Genomic DNA, 21,284 nt, shown 5'->3' on the forward strand with positions numbered 1-21,284 from the left:
TTACTAATTCCAAAAACCTACTAGCTAAAACCTAGTTCGCAGCATATTTTGCAGCATTTATAAATTTTTCTATATCTCTACCTTGGTCAGACTTTGAATAATTATCTTTAATTCTAATAAAGAATTTTTCTGATTTATTATAATCTTTTAATAACATAGCAGTTTGACCGGCTTTAAATAAAAATAAAGGAGTTGTAAAATCATTACTTTTTTTATTTGCAGCTTTTTCATAATACTCTAAAGCATCTTCTTGCTGGTTTATATCAGAAAAAGCATCACCAATAGCACCTAGAGAAACAGGACCTAACATTTCATCATCAGAATCGAATTTACTCAAAAATTCAATTGCTTTGTCATATTCTTTCATCTGTAAATAAGAAACTCCTGCATAATAGTTTGCCAAATTACCAGCATCAGTTCCACTGTAAGATTCAGCAATATCTAAAAACCCATAATTACCATCTGCACCCTCTAAACCAAGAGTCAGTAAAGAATCTATACCAGAACCTGCAGTTGCAGCTTCATCAAAATATTTTCTAGGAAAAGCCAATTCATTAGAAGCTTCAAGTTCATTTGGCTCGACTACGTATTTATTATAGGCTAAAAAAGCTAAAAATATTACTACAATACCTACTAAAGTAAAAAATAAAGGTTTGCTATTTTTCTCAATCCATTGTTCAGATTTAGAAGCAGTTTCGTCTAAAGTATCAAATACTTCAGCTGTAGTACTTTCCATTTCTTGAACCTGTTGTTCTCCTTTATTATTTTTTGGTTTATATCCTCTCTTCTTGTATGTTGCCATATTTCCTTAAAAATTAGTGGCGACAAAAATAGTTTTTTTAATTGGATTTTAAAAACAGTTATTTCGCAAAATTTCAATAATTTGCAAATCGTTTTCAATACTTATTTCTAAAGATGCATTTACAGAAAATATCACTAGTTAATTTTAAGAACATAGCATCACAAACTTTTGATTTTCAGGAGAAAATAAACTGCTTTGTTGGTAATAATGGCATAGGAAAAACCAATGTTTTAGATGCTATTTATTATTTGTCTTTTGCTAAAAGTTATTTTAATTCTGTAGCAATTCAGAATATAAAACATGGAGAAAGTTTTTTTATGATAGAAGGTGATTATCTTCTCAATAATAGAAATGAGAAAATTGTTTGTAGTTTAAAAAAAGGACAAAAGAAAATATTGAAAAGAAATGAAAAGAAGTATGATAAATTTTCAGAGCATATTGGTTCTTTTCCATTGGTAATAATTTCTCCTGCTGATAGAGATTTGGTTACAGAAGGCAGTGATACAAGAAGAAAATTTATAGATGGAGTTATATCGCAACAAAATAAGAACTACTTAAAAGATTTAATTGCTTACAATAAAGTATTAAGCCAAAGAAATGCTTTGTTAAAATATTTTGCAGCTAATAGAACTTTTGATGCTTTAAATTTAAATGTTTATGATGAGCAGTTAGAGATTTATGGGAACAAAATCTATGATGTTAGAAAGAATTTTCTAGAAGAATTTATTCCTATTTTTAATGAAAAGTATAAAGTGATTTCCGGAGATAAAGAACAAGTTAATTTAAAGTATAAGAGTCAATTACACGATTTTTCTATGTCAAATTTATTACAGAAATCTCTAGATAAAGATAAGATTTTACAATACACATCCACTGGAATTCATAAAGACGATTTAAATTTCGAAATAGGCGAATACCCAATTAAAAAGTTTGGTTCTCAAGGACAGCAAAAATCGTATTTAATCGCTTTAAAATTAGCTCAATTTGACTTTATAAAACAACAATCTAATGTTACACCTATTTTGTTATTAGATGATATTTTTGATAAATTAGATGAAAATAGAGTGTTACAAATTATTGATTTAGTGAATGATGATGATTTTGGGCAGATTTTTATTACTGATACACATTCAGAACGAACAGAAAATATTTTAAGACAAAGTGATAAGGCTTATCAGATTTTTAAATTGTAATAGTTTAAGTGTTTGATTACAGTAAAATTATAAAAAATATGAAAACTTATTAATCCTATAATCTAAAACTATGGCTAAAAGAGAAAACGATTCTTTTTCAATTCAAGATTTAATGAAAACCTTTATTAAAGAAAACAATTTAAGTAAAGGGATGCAAAAAATTAAGGTAGAAGAAACTTGGGCTAAAATGATGGGACCTGGAGTCGCTACACATACAACTTCTGTTAGATTACAAAATAAAACTTTAGTTGTACAATTAAAATCTTCTGTTTTACGTGAAGAATTAAGCTATGGAAAAGACAAAATCATTAAAATGATGAATGAAGAATTGGGAAGTGAGGTGATTTCTAAATTAATGTTGGTTTAAACTTTCTTAAAACCACTATTCATATCAAAATAATCATCTTCTAAAATTAATAAATCAATATAAAAATCAGTATCACAATTGTCATATATTGCAAATTTGAATTTAGATAATAAATAGTTAAACCTAAAATTTGGATGATTTTTTCTCTTTAAAATTATATAATTATCATCAATAATCTCTTTAATTTTACCTTTAACTACATGAGTTTTGTTGCTGTCTTTAACAAATATGTTTAAAGTAACTGATTTACCAATCAAACTTCTTTTAAATTTTAAATTTTCTAATATTGGAATTAAGAAAAATTTTAAAACAAAAAATATTGCTGGTAATATTAAAAAGAGAAGTTTTATATAAGGTTCTTCTAAATAGTTCATGATTAAGTTATTTATAATCTAAATTAAAAAACTCGTAGATTTCTCTACGAGTTTTACACTAAATATATTTACACTGAAATATTTTCAGAATTTAAAATTGTTCTCTACCAGAAAAATGGAAGTTTCCTTCAATTGTAGCATTTTCGTCAGAATCAGAGCCATGCACTGCATTCTCTCCCATAGAAGTTGCATATAATTTTCTAATAGTTCCTTCTGCAGCATCAGCAGGGTTTGTAGCACCAATTAAAGTTCTAAAATCTTCGACTGCGTTATCTTTTTCTAAAATTGCAGCTACGATTGGTCCACGAGTCATAAATGTTACCAATTCCCCAAAAAAAGGACGCTCACTATGCACAGCATAAAAAGTTTCAGCATCAGTTTTTGTCATTTGAGTTTTCTTTAATGCTACGATTCTAAAACCAGCAGCATTAATTTTTTCTAGAATTGCACCTGTATGTCCGTTTTCTACAGCATCAGGTTTAATCATTGTAAATGTTCTATTTGTTGCCATTATTTTGACTTTTATATTTCTAAATTAAGATGTGAAATCTATCACAAATTCGGCGCGAAATTACACAATTTTTTTAATTAAATTGTATATTCGCCACTTATGATTTTAAAAGGATTTGACGAATTAAAACACTTTTTAGAGAAACCTAAAAATATTGTTATTGTAGGGCACAGAAATCCTGATGGAGATGCTATGGGTGCTACTTTAGGTTTAAAGTTCTATTTAGAAAAAAACGGACACAAGTGCAATGTTGTTGTGCCTAATGAATATCCTGATTTTTTACATTGGTTACCAGGTTCTGAAACTACGTATCGATTTGATTGGCAAAACAATCAATCTCAAAGAGCCATTAATAATTCTGATATTATTTTCTTACTAGATTTTAATGCTCTACATAGGGTAGGATCAGATATGCAAAATACATTAGAAAAATATCCAAATGACTTTGCTATGATAGATCATCATCAACAACCAGATGATGTAAAATATATGTATTCTGATACCAGCATTTGCTCTACTTGCCAAATGGTGTATCAATTTATTGAGATGAATAACGATTTAGAATTGATTGATGCTAATATTGCAACCTGTTTATACACAGGTATAATGACAGATACAGGCTCTTTTCGTTTTAGATCAACCACAAGTACCACACATAGAATTATTGCAGATTTAATTGACAAAGGTGCTGAAAATGATAGAATTCATAACAATATTTATGATGCAAATTCTTACAATAGGTTGCTATTATTAGGACAAGCTTTAAGTAATTTACAGATAATACCATCTTACAAAACTGCATATATTACACTAACAGATGCAGAAAAAAACCGTTTTGATTATAAAAAAGGTGATACTGAAGGTGTTGTTAATTATGCATTATCTTTAAAAGGAATTATTTTTGCAGCTATTTTTATAGAAGATAAAGAGCAAGGTATTATAAAGATTTCTTTTAGATCAAAGGGTCAATTTTCTGTGAATAAATTTGCCAGAAATCATTTTTTTGGAGGAGGACATGATAATGCAGCAGGTGGTAAATCTGATTTAAATATGGCAAAGACAGTGACTAAATTTACATCATTATTATCAACATATAAATCTGATTTAGAAAATTCTTATGAAGAATAGTCTTGTAATATTTTTATTATTTTTGATGATAGGTTGCGCAAATATTGAACCTAGAAGACCTGTTAACCCCAAACCCTCTACTACAATTTACAAACAAGCAATCGAGGAATCTAAAAAGCTAAATAAGATTGAAGAGGCTAGAATTTTAGCTTTTATTAAAAACGATTCGTTGTCAGAATATATTCAATCATCAAGTGGATTTTGGTATAAATATATTAAAAAAGTTAATGAAGAGCAGCCAACTCCAAATGTTGGAGATGATGTTGTTTTTGAATATAATATTAAAGATTTAAGAGATTCAATAATTTATGGTAAAGAAGAATTAGGCGTAAAAAGCTATAAAGTAGATAAAGAAGATTTAATTACAGGTTTACAAAAAGGAATAAAGTTGATGAAAATAGGAGAAACCATTACATTTGTATTTCCATCTTATAATGCTTTTGGAATTGTTGGAGACCAAGAACGAATAGGAATTAACGAAACTATAAAGAGTACAGTAACATTAATAAATATTAAATAAAAACAAAAATGAGAATACTAAAAGTTTTAGTAGTTGTAGCAATTGTTATGAGTTTAAGCTCATGTAATAATGGAATGAAAAAAGTAAATTCTTTAGAAAGCGAGATAGATTCTGTGAGTTATGCAGTTGGCCTCAATATGGGAATGTCTTTAAGAAATAATTTTAAAGAAGTTAAAAAAGAGGTTTTATTGCAGGGGATAATAAATAGTTTAGATTCATCAAACTTTTTAATTGTAGAAAAAGATATTCAGAAAGTTTTGACTCCTTATTTTAACAAAAAGAGACAAGAGCAAATGAAAGCTCAAAAAGAAAAAAGAGAAAAAGAAGCACTTGTAAAATATGCTGATAATAAAAAAGCAGGTGAAGACTTTCTAGCTGCTAATAAAAGCAAAAAAGGGGTAATTACTACGGATAGTGGTTTACAATACATAGTACTTAAAGAAGGTAAAGGAGATACTCCTAACCCAACAAGCAAAGTTAAAATTCATTACCATGGAACAAATATTAGTGGTAAAGTCTTTGACAGTACAGTTGATAAAAACAAACCTTATGAATCTAATGCAAATATCTTTATAAAAGGGTTTAATGAAGCATTATCTTTAATGAAAGTAGGTTCTAAATATAGAGTATTTATTCCTCAAGAGTTGGCTTATGGCGTGCAAGAGAGAGGACAATTAATAAAGCCATTTTCTGCTTTAATTTTTGAAATTGAATTACTTGAGATATTAAAAAAATAAATGACTAAAAAAATATATCTCTTACTACTTACTGTTTTAGTTTTTGGTTGTACATCAAAAAAATATCAAAACTTAAAAGACGGTTTGTATGCAGAGATTCAAACAAATAAAGGAGATATTCTCCTTGAATTATATTTTGAAGATACTCCTTTGACTGTTGCTAATTTTGTAGCTTTAGCAGAAGGTACTCACAATAAAGCTGCTGATTCGATAAAAGGTGAGCAATTTTATAATGGTATTCGTTTTCATAGAGTTGTAGATAATTTTATAATCCAAGCAGGTGACCCAACAGAAACAGGTAAAGGTACAGCTGGTTATAGATTTGGTGATGAATTTCCAAAGAATTCAAATGGTAATCTGCTATATAAGCATGATGATGCAGGTATATTATCTATGGCAAATGGTGGGCCAAATTCCAATAGAAGTCAGTTTTTTATCACACATAGAGACATACCACATTTAGATGAAAAACATACAGTTTTTGGTAAAACGATTGTAAATTCAGAGCAACTATCTTCATTACAAAAAAGTATAAAAGATTCTATTCAGTTAGAAATGGCAATAGATTCTTTACGTATGCAAGTTGTTAATAATATTAAACAATTAGATACTATTCATACTATTAAAATCATTAGAGTAGGAGAAAAAGCTGATGCTTTTGAAGAAGGAGAGGTTTTTGACAAAGAGTTTGATAAATATTATGAAAGCCAAAAGAACAGAAAAGCTCAAGAGAAAAAAGTTGAAGAAGCCAGATATTCTAAATATTTAACAGAAAGAGAATCTTTTTATGAGAAAATGGGTAAACCGAAAGCTAAAAAATATGATACTGGTTTAAGTATTTTAAAGCTTACAGAAAATCCTTCTGGTAAAAAGGTTATTGACAGTAAACCTGTAAAATCTCATTTTACATTATATACAGCAGATGGGAAGAAAATACAATCTACGAGAGATAGTGGTCAACCTTTTGTATTTCAGTTAAATGATGCTCAACGACCTATGATTACAGGTTTTAAAGAAGGTGTATCAAAAATGAGAGTTGGGGAGAAAGCAAGATTGTTTATACCTTATTCCATTGGTTTTGGTCCTGATAAATATGGCCCTTTTCCAGCTAAATCAGATTTAATGTTTGAAATAGAAATTTTAGAAATAGGTAAATAATTTGTTCGAAAGCCTTATACAAAAAGACAAAGAATTATTAATATTCTTAAACAATCTAGGAAGTGAACAATGGGATTCTTTTTGGTTGGTTATTACCAATCAGTTTTATTGGACTCCATTGTTCCTTTTTGTTTTCTATTTGGTCATTAAAGCATTTGGTTGGAAACGTGGAGGCTTTATGATTCTATCTTTAATACTATTAGTTGCTTTTTCTGATCAATTCGTAAATTTAATTAAAGACACAATTGGTAGATTAAGACCAAATAATGATCCAGATGTTATGGAGCGTTTAAGATTATCTTTAAGAGAGTTTACAAATCCTCAAAGTAAAAGCTTCATCTCTGGGCATGCAACTACATCTACCTTTTTTGCTGTTTATGTAGTACTTTTATTAAGAAATACATTTAAGAACACTTATTTTTTACTGTTATTTCCACTTTTGTTTGCTTACAGTAGATTGTATTTAGGTGTTCATTTTCCTTTGGATATTTTTGTGGGTGTTTTAACAGGGATTACTTTAGCAAACCTCTATTATGCACTTGTACAAAAAGTAGATAAAAAACTATTTACTTGACTTTTTATTGTTAAAGTATAAATACTTTGTAGCATGATAATAAGCAGCCAATAGACTATCCATTTGTTGTGCTTTTAAAGGATACTTATCTTTTAAATCTTTAAGTTCATTTGCATTTAAATTATACAAACCTTTTGTTTTTGATATATTAGTTTTAGAATAATACAAACTATCTTGTAATAATCCAACAGTTGGTTCACCTTTCATTTTTAAATAGACAAAAGAACTATGGTTTATATAGTTTGTAGTGTCTAATAAATCTCTACCTAAAGTGTAATTGGTGTAGTTCATTTTTATCAAACTCATAACAGTAGGAAATAGATCAATTAACTTTCCATTTCTCTTAACCTCATTTGGTTTCACATATTTTGGAGCATGAATAAAAAACGGAACATGTTGTAGATTTATGTTTAAATCGTGTTCGTTAGTATAGTTTTCACTTCTATTCATCATAGTATTATGATCGCCAAAAAATACAAAAACAGTGTTATCATAATAACCTGAAGATTTAGCTCTTTCTAAAAAACGACCTACATTAAAATCTAAATAACGTAATGCATTTAACTGTTCTATAGATTTGAAACCAGATTTTTGTAATAATTTGTTAGAAATTTCATTATCCTGTAAAGGTTGATAACTTTCTTTTTTATTTGGTACAGTAAAAGGAATGTGATTAGAAGCAGTTTGAATATAAGCTACAAAAGGTTTCTTTTTTATATGAAGTTTTTTAAGCTCTTTATCAGTTTCTTTAAACAATTCATAATCATCTATTCCCCAAACATCAGCTCTGTTTTCGGTTTCATAACTCCCTTCTTCAAAAATTTGTAACCCATTTATATTCGCTTGAAAAATACCTCTTATGTTTGCCCAATTTGCACTTCCACCTAAAAAGTACAGTTTTTTATAACCCTTAAATTGATCGAATAAAATTCGTTGATCAATTATCATTGGGTTTCTAGAAGCTGTATTTACATCATCGATATCTGGTAAACCAGTAACACTAGCAAAAACGCTGGCAGCTGTCCCAGATTTATGTACATAAAAGTTGGTAAAACTCAAGCTTTTAGGAATCAAAGAATCCATTTTTGGTGAACTATTAATAGGATTTCCATAATAACTCAAAGGCTTAACACCCACAGATTCTAGCATTACAATAACTACATTGGGTTGGGTTTTAAGAGAGTCAGGAAAAGTGACTTTTCTTTCGAAAGAAACTTTATCTTTTGGTAGGTTTAAATCTTTAGCAATAACAGAATAGTACTTATTGAATTCATCCATATTTACAGCTTCACTTCTAAAAGCAAAACTGTCAAAGAAATATAAAACTGGGTTTAATGCAAATTGATTTACAGTATTATTTTTAGAGAAAAAAGCCTCACTCCATCTTAAAGGATAATGCGTAAAACTATTGTAAATACTAAAAGCTAATATTAAAAAAGTGCCTGTAAAATAAAACGCCTTTTTCTTTTTTGAATAATATAAATTATTGTTTTGTTTAAATTTTCGATATAAATAGCTTGAGAGTTTATAAACCAAAAAGGCAAAAAGTAAAAGCCCCAAAAGCCCTTTAAATACAGGGTAACTCTCAAATAATACCTGACTAGATATTTTTAAATCTTCTAAAAAACGAAGAGAAGCTGCATCCAATCGTATTGATAAATAATCATAATACCCAAAATCCATCAAATAAAATATAGATAAAACAATAGCAATGGTAATACTGTATAAAGTGCAAATTTTTTTATAAATGGTTCTTTTATAAAACTTCTGATTTACAATGAGAATTAATAAAGCCAAAGGAAAAATAGCGATTGATGCTAACTTAAAATCAAAACGAATTCCTAGCAAAAATGCTTTTTGTATTTCTGATGTACTTGCATTAGATAAATCAACTAAAAAGAAATAAAAAATCAACCTAAAAACAACATTAAAAAGAACAACTAATAAAAATAAACTAGTAATGTGTTTAATATAATTTGGTATTTTATTCAATTTTATAAATTTTTGGCAAAGATATTATTCTTTTTCGTTTACTAATTCATCAACAAAACTCTCAAATTCTTTTTTGAAAATCTCATATTCTTCTCCAGTTGCAGGGCCATTAAAGCCAGTATGTATTTTTCTTACTTTTCTATTTTTATCAATAAAAATAGTGGTTGGGTAAGAAATAACATGATTAAGCATTGGCAATTTTCTTTGAGCAAGTGTTTTATCAGCTGCATTGCCATATTGTGCTAATAGAATAGGGTAGTTCACTCCAATCCTCTTTTTTAAACGATTTATTCTCTGGTAAGCAACAGCTCTAGTTTTCGCAACTTCAAAAGCCAAAGCAACAACTTTTATTTTTTTATTGTTGTGGTTTTTTAAGTAATTGACTAAAAATTTACTTTCATCTAAACAGTTAGGACACCAAGTTCCCATAATTTGCACAACAACTACTTTATTGTCAAATTCAGCATCATTTAAAGAAATAACTCTACCTTTTGTATCAGGAAACGAAAAAGAAAATCGATTATATCCTTCTTTTATATAAGTTAAGTTTTCTTCTTTTGGTAATTGATAATTATTATTCAATTTAGCAGTAAAAGGTTCTTTCCAGTGATTACCAGAATAGAAAAACCCATTCATAGTAGTATCTGTTATTTTGGCTTTAAATAAAAAAGCGTGAGCACCATCAAAAGTAGATAATTTTAAAGAATCACCATCTACAATACCTTCTAAATACCTGTAATCGCCAGTTGTGGTTCTAAAAGTACCAGTTACTTTTTGGTTTCTTTGATTAAAAATTCCTTTAGCAATATAACTACTATCAGTATTTTGGCTAAATACAGTTTGCCAACTTCCAGATATGTTTGTGGTACTTTTATTTGTAGTATTATTAAATCTATTTTTAGTTTGTGGAGTTGCTCTAAAATCAACAACTCTATCTAAACTTGGCTTAATAAAAAAACCTTCTAAATTTCCAGATTCTTTGATTTTTGCAATGATATATCCCTCAAAAACAGGAGTTTGAATTTTGATAGAATCATTAAAATAGCTAATTTCATCAACTATAATTTTTTCATCAGCATTAAAAATAGTCAGTAAAGAATCATTTTCTACTTTAAAAATAAATGGTAATTTTTGATTATCTTTTACTTCTAAAACAGCTCTATAATTGCCTTTTTGTAATGTCAATATCTTTTCTTTTCCGCAAGAAATGAATAGTAAAACACTGAATATCAGTACTAAAAATCGCATTTTTACATTGTTAGTTTAATGGTAAATTTACAATAAAATACTTACATCAATATGTAATATAATCCTTAAAAATAATTAATTTAGCCACGTAAAATTCAAAAAATTTAGCATGAAAATATCATACAATTGGTTGCAACAATTTTTACAAATTGATTGGGATGCTACTAAAACTGGTGAGTTACTTACTGACCTAGGTTTAGAGGTTGAAGGTATAGAAACTTTAGAATCTGTAAAGGGAAGTTTAAAAGGAGTTGTAGTAGGTAAAGTGCTTACTTGCAAGCAACACCCTAATGCAGATAGGTTAAAGGTAACCACTGTAGATTTAGGAGACGAAAACCCAGTTCAAATTGTTTGTGGGGCACCAAATGTGGCAGCTGGTCAAAAAGTACCTGTTGCTACTGTTGGTACAACTTTATACGATGATGAAGGAAAAGCATTTAAAATAAAGAAAAGTAAAATAAGAGGTGAAGAGAGTTTTGGAATGATTTGCGCTGAAGACGAATTAGGTCTTGGTAAAAGTCATGATGGAATTATGGTGTTGAGTAAACAAGAAAAAGTTGGTACACCTGCTGCTGATGTTTTTAAAATAGAGACAGATCAAGTATTTGAAATTGGGTTAACCCCTAATAGATCTGATGCTATGAGCCATTATGGAGTAGCAAGAGATTTAAGAGCGGGTTTAATACAACAAGATATAAAGAAAGAATTAATTTCTCCATCAGTGAGCGATTTTCATGTAGATGAAAGAACCTTACGTTTTGATGTTGAGGTGGATGATAAAGAGCTTGTGCCACGTTATTGTGGAATTACAATTACAGATATTACTGTAAAAGATTCTCCTGAATGGATTAAAAATAGACTAAAAGCTATTGGGTTAACACCTAAAAATAATATTGTTGATATTACCAACTACGTATTGCATGAATTAGGGCAACCTTTGCATGCTTTTGATGCTCAAAAAGTAAAAGGAAATAAAATTAAAGTTAAAACACTTAAAGAAGGTACAAAATTTACCACTTTAGATGAGGTTGAAAGAACCTTATCTGCAGAAGATATAATGATATGTGATGCAGATAGTAACCCACTTTGTATTGGTGGTGTTTTTGGTGGATTAAAATCTGGTGTCACAGAAAATACAACTTCAATATTTTTAGAAAGTGCGTATTTTAATCCTGTTTCTATTAGAAAAACAGCGAAACGACATGGTTTAAATACAGATGCTTCTTTTCGTTTTGAAAGAGGAATTGACATTAATACAACCGAATATGCTCTAAAAAGAGCAGCTTTATTAATAGAAGAATATGCAGATGGTAAATTAGCTTCTGATATTTCAGATTTTTATCCTATTAAAATGGATGATTTTCAAGTATTTCTTTCTTATGACAACGCATATAGATTAATAGGACAAGAAATACCAAAGGAAACTATAAAAAACATTTTAGCTTCGTTAGAAATTAAAATTAATAGCGAAACTGAAGGAGGTTTGGGCTTAACAATACCTTCTTACAGAACAGATGTGCAAAGAGAAGCAGATATTATTGAAGAAATTTTACGTGTATATGGCTACAATAATATAGAGTTTTCATACAAACTAAATACTTCCATAACTTTCGACACTAATTTAGCTACCAAAGTTGAGAATATTATTGCCAATCAACTATCAAATTTAGGCTTTAATGAAACTATGGCAAATTCATTAACAAAACCAGATTATATAAAATTTTCTGAAAACTTAAATGAAGAGGCTAATGTAGCTATGTTAAATCCTTTAAGTGGAGATTTAAGTGAAATGCGTCAATCTTTATTGTTTAGTGGTTTAGAATCAGTTGCTTACAATCTAAATAGGAAGAATAATTCTTTGAAGTTTTATGAGTTTGGTAAAACATATCATAAATATAATGATAAGTATCAAGAAGAGAAACATTTAACGCTTTTTGTAACCGGTAATAGAGCAAAAGATAGTTGGGCTGTTGCTTCAGAAAAATCAGATTTCTTTTATTTTAAAGGGATTGTAACTACACTTTTGTCAAGATTAGGAATTGGTAATATTAAAACATCACCTACGAAAAATGATATTTATGCTGAAGGAATTAGTTTAAGTTTAGGCAAGATTAAGTTGGTCGATTTAGGTGTTGTTAAGCGTTCTATATTAAAAGAATTCGGAATTAAACAGGAGGTTTTATTTGCTGATTTTAATTGGCAGAATCTATTAAAATTATCGAGTAATAAAAAGATTAAAATTTCTGACTTACCAAAGTTTCCTTCAGTAAAAAGAGATTTGGCTTTATTGTTAGATAGCTCTAAAGCTTTTAAAGAGATATATAACTTGGCATTTCAATCAGAAAGAAAATTATTGAAAGAAGTAGATTTATTTGATGTTTATGAAGGTGATAATTTGCCAGAAGGTAAAAAATCGTATGCTGTGAGTTTTTTATTGCAAGACGAAACTAAAACGCTAGAAGATAAACAGATAGATAAAATAATGCAGAAGTTACAGCAAACTTTTGAGAAAAATCTTGATGCTGTTTTAAGATAGAATAAAGTTATGAAAAGAATCTTCTTTTTATTAATAATACTTTTAAGTGTTTCTTGTAAAAAAGAAAAAGAAATACCTGTATTAAGCATAAATCAGGTAGAAAATTTAGGGTTAAGGTTAGAGAATAAAGTTGAAAAAGCAGATATTAAAGAAATTAATAAATTATATGATATAAAGACTTTTATGAATTTATTTTTAATGAAGTCTACAAAAAAAAGAATTCATGAATTTAACGCAGGTTTTTTCGCCTCATTTTCTAGAAACTACAATTTTGGAGAAATGCTTGTACAACAAAAAAGTGAAGGCAGTTCTTATAATTTAGTTAGAACTTACCAAGATGAAAATAAAGATTTTCATTTGCTTTTTAGACATTATGGAGGTGGGTTAAATTATCATGATTTTCTTGTAAAAATGATAAATGGAGAACCAAAAATTATAGATATGTATATTTATATGTCTGGTGAAAATTTAAGTGATACTTATAGAGCACATTATAAAAACCTTTTACAGAAATCAAATCTTTTAAGTAAGGATTTAGTTGGAACTACTTTATTTAAAGATTTTAATAAACTTAATAAAATTAAAAGTCTTAATATAAAAGGTCAATTTAAAAAGGCTCATAAATTATACCAAACTGTTAGCTATAATTCTAGACAAAATAAATCATTTAAATTAGTTAATTTATTAATTTGTTCAAACTTAACAGAAGAGTTGTATAAAGAGTCTATTAAAGATTATGAAGAAAGATTTCCAAATGACCCTAGTTTGTATTTAATATCTTTAGACGGTTTAATTTTAAGAAAAGAGTTTGATAAATGTTTGATTTATATTGATAAATTAGAAGAACTTTTAGGAGGTGACCCCTTTTTAAACTTTTTAAGAGGTAATATTTACTACTTTAAAAAAGATTATGATAATGCACTTGGTAAATTTGCAATTATGAATCTTGAATATCCAGAATTTTTTGATGCTTATGATAGTGCTTTAGGTATATATATAGAAAGAAAACAATACAAAAAGGCATTAGAAATTTTAGATTTGTATATAACAGATTTTAAAATGGATAAAAATGAATTAAAATTAAATATGAAAAATGCTTCTCCAGATTTTATAAAAACTAAAGAATATAGAAATTGGGCTTCAAAAAAATAATATGTACAAACTAATTATAAGACCTATTTTCTTTCTTTTTGATCCAGAGAAGATTCATCATTTTACTTTTTCTTTAGTTCGTTTTTTGTCTAAAATCCCTTTAATCTCCAATCTTTTTAGAAGCTTATATCAAGTAAATGATAAAAAATTAGAACGTAAACTTTTTGGTTTAACTTTTAAAAATCCAGTTGGTTTAGCAGCTGGTTTTGATAAAAATGCTGTATTGTATAATGAATTGGCAAATTTTGGTTTTGGATTTATAGAAATAGGTACTGTAACCCCAAAAGCACAAGAAGGTAATCCTAAAAAAAGATTATTTCGTTTGCAAGATGATAAAGGTATTATTAATAGAATGGGCTTTAATAATGAAGGTTTAGAAGCTGCAATTCATCAACTAAAAAAGAATAAAAAACGATTAATTATTGGTGGTAACATAGGTAAGAACACACAAACATTACCAGAAAACTATACTCAAGATTATTTAAAATGTTTTAAAGGATTACATACTTACATAGATTATTTTGTATTAAACGTGAGTTGCCCAAATGTAGGTAGTCATGCAAAACTAAATGATAAAGATTATTTAATTGAATTGATTACAGAATGTCAAAAATTGAACAACAAAGAAACTATACAAAAACCTATTTTACTTAAAATTGCTCCAGATTTAAATAATACACAACTTGATGAAATTATAGAATTAGTTGCAGAAACAAAAATCGATGGTGTAATAGCATCCAATACTTCTACTAAAAGAGACGATTTAAACGCAACAGATGAGCAATTAAAAGAAATTGGTAATGGAGGTTTAAGTGGACAGCCAATAAAAGATATTAGTACAAAAGTGATACAATATTTGGCTGATAATTCTAACAAAGCTTTTCCAATAATAGGAGTAGGAGGTATTCATTCAGAAAAAGATGCACTCGAAAAACTAAAAGCTGGTGCAGATTTAGTACAGATTTATACTGGTTTTATTTATGAAGGGCCAAGTTTAGTGAAGAGAATTAATAAAGCTATTTTAAAAAGTCAATAATACTTTATCTAAATTTATTCAAATACTATTATGCATTAAAGCAAATTCTTTTAATGGTAGAAACTTTATTTTCATTTGCAATAGCAACATCAATATTGGCTTTTTCTCCTGGGCCTGATAATATTTTTGTACTAACTCAAAGTATTGTAAATGGTAAAAAGTTTGGTTTAGCAACTGTTTTTGGTTTAATTTCTGGTTGTATCGTTCATACAACTTTAGTTGCTTTTGGAGTATCAGCAATTATAAAAGAGAACGAAAATCTTTTTTTGGTAATTAAAATTTTTGGAGCATTATACCTTTTATATTTAGCATATCAAGTTTTTAAAGCTGACGCTTCAATTTTATTATCTGAAGATTCTGTTGAAAGAAAAACAACAACGCAACTTTTTAAACAAGGTTTCATCATGAATGTGCTAAACCCTAAAGTTTCAATATTTTTTCTTGCTTTTTTTCCTCAATTTTTATTTTCTGATAGTATTTCTAATGTAATTCAGTTTTTTGTTTTAGGTGCTATTTTTATGTTAGTCTCCTTACTTATCTTTTCTATGATTGCAATTTTAGCAGGTTATATTTCAGAAAAAATTAAAACAAATAATAAAATTGGCTTGTATCTAAAATGGCTTCAAATATTTGTATTTATTACAATTTCTGTATTTATTTTGATTTAAAAAAAACTGTAAAAATTTTAGTAAATATCATAAAATAAAAAAGCTTCACTGTTAATGAAGCTTTGAACAATTTTTATAGTTAAATTTTACTTTTTAACTTCTGGTTCTTTAATACCTAATTTAGCCATTACTAGTTTTGTAATATCAAATTTTGGATCTATATAAGCAAACTGATTTGTTGTAGTTAAAATATGTGTATACCCTTTTTCTTTAGCTACTAGACTAATAGCATCATTTAGTTTTTTATATAAAGGCCTCATTAACTCATTCTGTTTTAGTTGCATTAATGTGTTTCCATTTTTTTGATATTTTTGAATATCAGTTTCCATAGCAGAAATTTCTTTAACCAATGTTTTTTTCATTAAAGTTCCCATTTCTTTTTCTTTCTTTCTAAAATCGGCAACTTTATCTTGATATTCTTTCATTTTTATTGAAAAAGAAGAATCTAATTTAGCCCCATAATCTTGGCTTCTTTTAACCACAACTTTAGCTTCAGGCATTAAATTGACGATATAATCGCTATCAATTGTACCAGTTTTAGTCTGTGCAAGTGAGATTGTAGTAAATAGAATTGTAAAATAAAATATAATTTTTAACTTCATGATTGATAAATTTTAAACTCGACAAAGATAGAAAAGTCAAGCAATTACAAAAATTAATGCAAGTTAAAAACCGTTAATTTTATCAGAGATTTTAGTTATGATGGTGTTAATATCTGTTTGATAATCAAACCAAATAGTTTCTGTATCTTTTCTAAACCAAGTGAGTTGTCTTTTAGCAAATCGTCTTGTATTTTTTTTAATTTCTGAAATGGCAAATTCTTTTGTAAAATCCCCATCAAAATAAGAAAATAACTCTCTATAACCAACTGTCTGTAATGCATTCAGTTTTTTATATTGATGTAGATTTTTTGCTTCTTTAAGTAAGTTATTGGCTATCATTAAATCTACTCTTCTATTTATTCTCTCATAAATGATTTCTCTGTCTGCTATTAAACCAATTTTTATGGATGTGAAATTTCGAGCTTTTTTAGGTTTATTCTTAAAAGTAGAATAAGGTGTTTTTGTACCAATACAAATTTCTAAAGCTCTTATTACTCGTTGAGGGTTATTAATAGCAATTGCATTATAAGTCTTTAAATCTAATTCTTTGAGCTGATTCTGAAGAAACTCTAATCTTTTTTCTTGAAGTTCTTTATTTAGATTTTCTCTAATTGATGCATCAATTTTTGGGAAATAATCCAAACCTTTTAAAACAGCATCAACGTACAAACCACTACCACCAACCATTATTTGAATTTTGTTTTCTTTAAACAATTCATCTAATTTATATAGTGCATCTTTTTCAAAATCACCAACATTATAATCATCAAAAATACTTCTATTTTTTATAAAATGGTGATTTGCAGCTTTTAGTTCTTCTGGTTCAGGTACAGCTGTACCAATAGTCATTTCTTTATAAAATTGTCTTGAATCACAAGAAATAATATCACTATTAAAGTGTTTTGCCAATTGAATACTTAAAGCAGTTTTACCAATTGCTGTTGGACCAACTATGGTAATTAAAAAGTTGTTTTTAGAGCTTATCATGGATTTAAAATGCTGCCACAGTTGTAACAAAAAACAGCTTTTTCTTTATGATTTTCTTTTAAACAATTAGGGCAAGATTGTGTATTATGATCTTCTTTTGAGGTAGTTTTTGTCATTTCCGAACTTACAATTCCTGTTGGAATGGCTATGATTGAGTATCCTAAAATCATAATTACACTTGCAATTAGTTGTCCTAGAGGAGTTTGTGGTGCAATGTCACCAAAGCCAACAGTTGTTAAAGTAACTATAGCCCAATAAATACTTTTAGGAATATTGGTAAATCCATTTTCTGCACCTTCTACCATATACATTACTGTACCTAAAATAATACAAACTATCAATACAAAAAATAGAAATACAGCAATTTTGGCTCTACTAGCTTTTAGAGCTAGCATTAATTTATTTGATGCACCTATATATCTAGCCAGTTTTAAAATTCTAAAAATACGCAGTAAACGTAAAGCTCGTAAAGCTACCAAACCTTGAGATCCAACAAAAATAAAAGATAAATATATAGGTATAGTCGACAGTAAATCAATAATACCATAAAAACTAAAAATATATTTGGAAGGTTTTTTAATAGAAATAATTCTTAAAATATATTCAATACTAAATAATATAGTAATAATCCATTCTCCTACATATAAAGCCTTATGATGTTTTTCATCAAAACTATCTACACTTTCTAGCATTACCAATAGAATACTAGCAATGATTGCAATCAATAGAACAACATCAAAAAGTTTCCCTTCTTTAGTATCAGCTTCATAAATAATTTCATGAAGTCGCATTTTCCAGGTAGTTTTTTTAGAAGAATCTTTCAATTTTAAGGTAATATATTTATACAATACTACAAATATTTACTGAATTTATAAATTTTTTTCTATTGTTTTTCCCTTTATTTATAGGCTTTTCAGAAAAAAAATAAAAAAAATCAAACTTTTTTAAAACCGCACTTCAAATATTCTCGTAAGTATTAGTGAGATTCAATTAAATAATAACTTAAAACTCACACAATGAAAAAAACAAAAATTTTAGTAGCTACTATGATAGTAGCAATTATTGGTTTAATTACAGTTGCAGCAGATCATATTGATGCACCTGCAGTTACAGGAGGCAGTGCAGATATTACTGACTTTTATGCATTTCAAGCAGAAAATTCTAATAGCATTGCTTTTGTGGCTAACGTACAAGGTTTGTTAAGCCCAACTGCAACAGCTAGCGCATCTTTTGATGAAAACGTATTAATAGAATTTAATATTGATACAGATGCAGATGCAGTAGAAGACTTAATCATTCAAGCAATTCCTAGAAATGGAAAAATGTACTTTATTGGGCCCTATGCACCAAGTTCTACAGGAGTTAATAGTACAATAAGTACTACAGCTACAAGAAATGAAGTTACAATTTCTTCTTATGGTTCTACACCTATTGTAAGTAATGCAGGAAATATGAAATTTTTCGCAGGTCCAAGAGATGATCCTTTCTTTATGGATTTTGCTAGATATGGTGAAATTATAGGAGGTAATGCAGCAAGCTTTAATGATCCTGGTGCAGACACTTTTGCAGGTACTAACGTATTATCTATTGTAGTAGAAGTTCCAAAAAGTATGATAGGTACATCTGGTAATGTAAATACTTGGGTAGAAGCAAAAATGAAACAATAATATAAATCTAACTATAAAAATAATATCATGAATTTAAATAAAATAAAATATATCGCAATTTTAACCATATCACTTTGTGTAGCTAGTTGTAGTAGTGATAATGATAGCCCACAGATTACAACAGATTTTTCAGGAACTTTTGTATTGAAAGATCAAATGGGAAGACCAGCTATTAACACAGTTTTTGTTGATGCAAGTAAAAAAGATAACTTTAATACGACTATACCTTCTAATCAAGGAGCAGCATATCAATCAGATTTTCAAACAAAGTTATTAGCATTAAACCCCAATTATACTACTAATGCTTTAGGTATGGACGCAGCAACATTTACAGGTGCTTTAGCAACAGATGTTTTAACAGTTACATTAGATGGTAAAACCACATTTTTTGATGGTACCAATGTGTTAACAGGTAGAGCTTTAGCAGATGATGTAATTTCAGTAGAATTATTATTAATTTTTGGTGGACCAACAGGAGCAGATAATCCAGGTTTAACAGATGATAATGTGAGTGCTAATGATAAAGCCTTTTTATCTTCTTTCCCATATTTAGCATCACCTTGGTAAAAAATATAAGTATTTGAATTAATACGTAACTGACGGTTATTGTGAGATTATCGTCAGTTTTAAAAAAATAACCCCTTATAAAGTTCCCTAACCATGCCCCTATATTACTGGCATACGATTCCCTAAAATAGTATGCCAGTTATTTTAAACAATTAAAACTACAAATTATGAAATACATCCAACTCATTTTCTTATTTGTAACTTTATTAATAATAACAAGTTGCAATACAGAACAAGTCAAACAAATAACAAACACAGAAGATTACGAAGCTTATTTAAATATTGATTCTAATGAGGCTTTACTTAAAGCTCAAGAAGAATTAAACTTTTGGAATAACAAGCTTCAGAAAACACCTAATCAATACCCTTATTATTCTAAAATAGCATCAGCTAATGCTCAAATTTTTAAATTAACAGGTAATATTAATGAATTAAAGGAAGCAGAAAAAAACTTATTAGAAGCTAATAAAAAAACAAATTTTAATAATGCTGGTTATTTAAGAGCTTTAGCAAGAAATTACATTTCTCAACATAGATTTAAAGAAGCTTTACAACTATTAACAAAAGCAGAATATAATGGAGAGAAATTAGAACAAACTCATTTTATGTTGATTGATGTTCATTTAGAACTAGGTAATTCTAAAAAAGTAGAAAAATACTTATCAAAAGTTAAAAATTTTAAAAACTTCGATTACTTAATCAGAATATCTAAATACAACGATCATATTGGTAATTTAGACAATGCTATAAAATATTTAGAACAATCTTTAGCAATTGCAAAATCATCTAAAAATCAAAGTTTAATTCAATGGAATTATACCAATCTTGCAGATTATTATGGTCATGCAGGTAGAATTAAAGACTCTTATAATGCTTATTTAAAGGCTTTAGAAATAAATCCTAATAATAGTTATGCAAAAAAAGGAATAGCTTGGATTATATATTCTTATGAAAGAAACCCTGAAGAAGCATTACGAATTTTAGAAACAGTTTCTAAAGAAAATGCAGCTCCAGATTATCATTTATTAAGAGCAGAAATTGCAAATTATCTTGGTGATAAATCAGCACAAGAAACACAAACTAAAATCTATTTAGCTAAAGTAAAAAACGAAAATTACGGAGCTATGTATGCAAAATACAATGTGCTACTATTTGCTGATGATAATGCTAAAAAAGTAAAAGCTTTAGAGATTGCAAAAGCAGAAGTTAAAGCAAGACCAACAGCTCAATCTTATGATTTGTTAGCTTGGGCTTATTATAAAAATGGGAGTGCTAATAAGGCTTTAGAAATAGCTAATAAATATGTTGTAGGTAAAACTTTTGAGCCAGAAGCATTATTACACACAGCTCATATTTTAAAAGCTAATGGTAAGCAAGAAAAAGCTTTAGAAATTAAAGAAGAATTATTAGGAGCAATCTATGAATTAGGACCACATTCTGAACAAGAAATTACAAATATATAACG

Annotated in this window: 20 protein-coding genes and 1 pseudogene; 13 read left to right on the forward strand and 8 right to left on the reverse strand. The window is 27.9% G+C overall.

The window, feature by feature from the left end; genetic code table 11:
• Positions 1 to 31 precede the first annotated feature (31 nt).
• Complete coding sequence (locus BTO18_RS02870) at positions 32 to 802, reverse strand: tetratricopeptide repeat protein (protein WP_105014778.1); 771 nt, start codon at positions 800 to 802, stop codon at positions 32 to 34.
• A 113-nt stretch (positions 803 to 915) separates the two neighbouring features.
• Between BTO18_RS02870 and recF the strand changes: the two genes are divergently transcribed.
• Both recF and BTO18_RS02880 read left to right on the forward strand, forming a co-directional pair.
• Positions 916 to 1,995 carry a DNA replication/repair protein RecF gene (recF, locus tag BTO18_RS02875; RefSeq protein WP_105014779.1) on the forward strand — a complete coding sequence of 360 codons (1,080 nt, stop codon included), beginning with the start codon at positions 916 to 918 and terminating at the stop codon, positions 1,993 to 1,995.
• 70 nt (positions 1,996 to 2,065) lie between these two features.
• On the forward strand, positions 2,066 to 2,362 hold the full coding sequence (locus BTO18_RS02880) for a DciA family protein (protein ID WP_105014780.1): 297 nt from the start codon (positions 2,066 to 2,068) through the stop codon (positions 2,360 to 2,362).
• Here BTO18_RS02880 and BTO18_RS02885 read toward each other — a convergent pair.
• Entirely contained in the window at positions 2,359 to 2,736 is a 378-nt protein-coding gene (locus BTO18_RS02885; protein WP_105014781.1) for a hypothetical protein, read from the reverse strand. The genes BTO18_RS02880 and BTO18_RS02885 overlap by 4 nt on opposite strands.
• Before the next feature lie 91 nt (positions 2,737 to 2,827).
• Complete coding sequence (locus BTO18_RS02890) at positions 2,828 to 3,247, reverse strand: nucleoside-diphosphate kinase (RefSeq protein ID WP_105014782.1); 420 nt, start codon at positions 3,245 to 3,247, stop codon at positions 2,828 to 2,830.
• A gap of 99 nt (positions 3,248 to 3,346) precedes the next feature.
• Between BTO18_RS02890 and BTO18_RS02895 the strand changes: the two genes are divergently transcribed.
• Genes BTO18_RS02895 through BTO18_RS02915 form a run of 5 tightly spaced genes read left to right on the forward strand, consistent with a single transcriptional unit; the run spans position 3,347 to position 7,364 of the window.
• Complete coding sequence (locus BTO18_RS02895; RefSeq protein ID WP_105014783.1) at positions 3,347 to 4,375, forward strand: DHH family phosphoesterase; 1,029 nt, start codon at positions 3,347 to 3,349, stop codon at positions 4,373 to 4,375.
• Complete coding sequence (gene gldI, locus BTO18_RS02900; RefSeq protein WP_105014784.1) at positions 4,365 to 4,895, forward strand: gliding motility-associated peptidyl-prolyl isomerase GldI; 531 nt, start codon at positions 4,365 to 4,367, stop codon at positions 4,893 to 4,895. Before BTO18_RS02895 ends, gldI begins: the two co-directional genes overlap by 11 nt.
• Before the next feature lie 8 nt (positions 4,896 to 4,903).
• Positions 4,904 to 5,632: an FKBP-type peptidyl-prolyl cis-trans isomerase N-terminal domain-containing protein gene (locus BTO18_RS02905; RefSeq protein ID WP_105014785.1), complete on the forward strand. Its 729-nt coding sequence runs from the start codon at positions 4,904 to 4,906 to the stop codon at positions 5,630 to 5,632.
• Positions 5,633 to 6,790 (forward strand): peptidylprolyl isomerase, encoded by a 1,158-nt coding sequence (locus BTO18_RS02910; RefSeq protein WP_105014786.1) that lies wholly within the window; start codon positions 5,633 to 5,635, stop codon positions 6,788 to 6,790.
• 1 nt (position 6,791) lies between these two features.
• Positions 6,792 to 7,364, forward strand: a complete 573-nt coding sequence (locus tag BTO18_RS02915) for a phosphatase PAP2 family protein (RefSeq protein WP_105014787.1) — start codon at positions 6,792 to 6,794, stop codon at positions 7,362 to 7,364.
• Here BTO18_RS02915 and BTO18_RS02920 read toward each other — a convergent pair.
• Both BTO18_RS02920 and BTO18_RS02925 read right to left on the reverse strand, forming a co-directional pair.
• Positions 7,353 to 9,356: an LTA synthase family protein gene (locus BTO18_RS02920; RefSeq protein WP_105014788.1), complete on the reverse strand. Its 2,004-nt coding sequence runs from the start codon at positions 9,354 to 9,356 to the stop codon at positions 7,353 to 7,355. The genes BTO18_RS02915 and BTO18_RS02920 overlap by 12 nt on opposite strands.
• A gap of 24 nt (positions 9,357 to 9,380) precedes the next feature.
• Positions 9,381 to 10,604, reverse strand: a complete 1,224-nt coding sequence (locus tag BTO18_RS02925) for a peroxiredoxin family protein (RefSeq protein ID WP_105014789.1) — start codon at positions 10,602 to 10,604, stop codon at positions 9,381 to 9,383.
• Between the two features lie 109 nt (positions 10,605 to 10,713).
• Between BTO18_RS02925 and pheT the strand changes: the two genes are divergently transcribed.
• From pheT to BTO18_RS02945, 4 genes are read left to right on the forward strand one after another with little or no spacing between them, the layout of a single operon-like run.
• Complete coding sequence (pheT, locus tag BTO18_RS02930) at positions 10,714 to 13,140, forward strand: phenylalanine--tRNA ligase subunit beta (protein ID WP_105014790.1); 2,427 nt, start codon at positions 10,714 to 10,716, stop codon at positions 13,138 to 13,140.
• A gap of 9 nt (positions 13,141 to 13,149) precedes the next feature.
• On the forward strand, positions 13,150 to 14,292 hold the full coding sequence (locus BTO18_RS02935; protein WP_105014791.1) for a tetratricopeptide repeat protein: 1,143 nt from the start codon (positions 13,150 to 13,152) through the stop codon (positions 14,290 to 14,292).
• 1 nt (position 14,293) lies between these two features.
• A complete protein-coding gene (locus BTO18_RS02940) occupies positions 14,294 to 15,328 on the forward strand; it encodes a quinone-dependent dihydroorotate dehydrogenase (RefSeq protein WP_105014792.1) in 1,035 nt (344 codons plus the stop codon).
• Positions 15,329 to 15,381: 53 nt separating this feature from the next.
• A complete protein-coding gene (locus BTO18_RS02945; protein WP_105014793.1) occupies positions 15,382 to 15,996 on the forward strand; it encodes a LysE family translocator in 615 nt (204 codons plus the stop codon).
• Between the two features lie 86 nt (positions 15,997 to 16,082).
• On the opposite strand, the gene BTO18_RS02950 is transcribed toward BTO18_RS02945, so the two are convergent.
• The 3 genes from BTO18_RS02950 to BTO18_RS02960 all read right to left on the reverse strand — a co-directional run bounded on the left by BTO18_RS02950 (position 16,083) and on the right by BTO18_RS02960 (position 18,376).
• The gene (locus BTO18_RS02950; protein WP_105014794.1) at positions 16,083 to 16,598 is read right to left on the reverse strand and encodes an OmpH/Skp family outer membrane protein; all 516 of its coding nucleotides are present in this window, start codon (positions 16,596 to 16,598) and stop codon (positions 16,083 to 16,085) included.
• A gap of 63 nt (positions 16,599 to 16,661) precedes the next feature.
• Positions 16,662 to 17,585, reverse strand: coding sequence for a tRNA (adenosine(37)-N6)-dimethylallyltransferase MiaA (gene miaA, locus BTO18_RS02955; protein WP_105014795.1), 924 nt, complete (start codon positions 17,583 to 17,585; stop codon positions 16,662 to 16,664).
• Positions 17,582 to 18,376, reverse strand: a complete 795-nt coding sequence (locus BTO18_RS02960) for an ion transporter (protein ID WP_211295627.1) — start codon at positions 18,374 to 18,376, stop codon at positions 17,582 to 17,584. The genes miaA and BTO18_RS02960 overlap by 4 nt, the downstream gene beginning before the upstream one ends.
• Before the next feature lie 225 nt (positions 18,377 to 18,601).
• Between BTO18_RS02960 and BTO18_RS18240 the strand changes: the two are divergent.
• Both BTO18_RS18240 and BTO18_RS02975 read left to right on the forward strand, forming a co-directional pair.
• Positions 18,602 to 19,819 (forward strand): annotated as a pseudogene (locus tag BTO18_RS18240) (DUF4331 family protein).
• A 167-nt stretch (positions 19,820 to 19,986) separates the two neighbouring features.
• Positions 19,987 to 21,282, forward strand: coding sequence for a tetratricopeptide repeat protein (locus BTO18_RS02975; RefSeq protein WP_105014799.1), 1,296 nt, complete (start codon positions 19,987 to 19,989; stop codon positions 21,280 to 21,282).
• Positions 21,283 to 21,284: the final 2 nt, after the last annotated feature.

Source organism: Polaribacter porphyrae (assembly GCF_002954685.1).
Taxonomy (GTDB): domain Bacteria; phylum Bacteroidota; class Bacteroidia; order Flavobacteriales; family Flavobacteriaceae; genus Polaribacter; species Polaribacter porphyrae.

Excerpts from the sequence above, each read along its gene's own strand:
- gldI (WP_105014784.1), top strand. The coding sequence starts at position 4,365 with ATGAAGAATAGTCTTGTAATATTTTTATTATTTTTGATGATAGGTTGC.
- BTO18_RS02940 (WP_105014792.1), top strand. The coding sequence starts at position 14,294 with ATGTACAAACTAATTATAAGACCTATTTTCTTTCTTTTTGATCCAGAG.
- BTO18_RS02895 (WP_105014783.1), top strand. The coding sequence starts at position 3,347 with ATGATTTTAAAAGGATTTGACGAATTAAAACACTTTTTAGAGAAACCT.
- pheT (WP_105014790.1), top strand. The coding sequence starts at position 10,714 with ATGAAAATATCATACAATTGGTTGCAACAATTTTTACAAATTGATTGG.
- BTO18_RS02885 (WP_105014781.1), bottom strand. The coding sequence starts at position 2,736 with ATGAACTATTTAGAAGAACCTTATATAAAACTTCTCTTTTTAATATTA.
- BTO18_RS02960 (WP_211295627.1), bottom strand. The coding sequence starts at position 18,376 with ATGCGACTTCATGAAATTATTTATGAAGCTGATACTAAAGAAGGGAAA.
- BTO18_RS02880 (WP_105014780.1), top strand. The coding sequence starts at position 2,066 with ATGGCTAAAAGAGAAAACGATTCTTTTTCAATTCAAGATTTAATGAAA.
- BTO18_RS02890 (WP_105014782.1), bottom strand. The coding sequence starts at position 3,247 with ATGGCAACAAATAGAACATTTACAATGATTAAACCTGATGCTGTAGAA.
- miaA (WP_105014795.1), bottom strand. The coding sequence starts at position 17,585 with ATGATAAGCTCTAAAAACAACTTTTTAATTACCATAGTTGGTCCAACA.
- BTO18_RS02905 (WP_105014785.1), top strand. The coding sequence starts at position 4,904 with ATGAGAATACTAAAAGTTTTAGTAGTTGTAGCAATTGTTATGAGTTTA.
- BTO18_RS02925 (WP_105014789.1), bottom strand. The coding sequence starts at position 10,604 with ATGCGATTTTTAGTACTGATATTCAGTGTTTTACTATTCATTTCTTGC.
- recF (WP_105014779.1), top strand. The coding sequence starts at position 916 with ATGCATTTACAGAAAATATCACTAGTTAATTTTAAGAACATAGCATCA.
- BTO18_RS02950 (WP_105014794.1), bottom strand. The coding sequence starts at position 16,598 with ATGAAGTTAAAAATTATATTTTATTTTACAATTCTATTTACTACAATC.
- BTO18_RS02975 (WP_105014799.1), top strand. The coding sequence starts at position 19,987 with ATGAAATACATCCAACTCATTTTCTTATTTGTAACTTTATTAATAATA.
- BTO18_RS02870 (WP_105014778.1), bottom strand. The coding sequence starts at position 802 with ATGGCAACATACAAGAAGAGAGGATATAAACCAAAAAATAATAAAGGA.
- BTO18_RS02910 (WP_105014786.1), top strand. The coding sequence starts at position 5,633 with ATGACTAAAAAAATATATCTCTTACTACTTACTGTTTTAGTTTTTGGT.
- BTO18_RS02945 (WP_105014793.1), top strand. The coding sequence starts at position 15,382 with ATGGTAGAAACTTTATTTTCATTTGCAATAGCAACATCAATATTGGCT.
- BTO18_RS02935 (WP_105014791.1), top strand. The coding sequence starts at position 13,150 with ATGAAAAGAATCTTCTTTTTATTAATAATACTTTTAAGTGTTTCTTGT.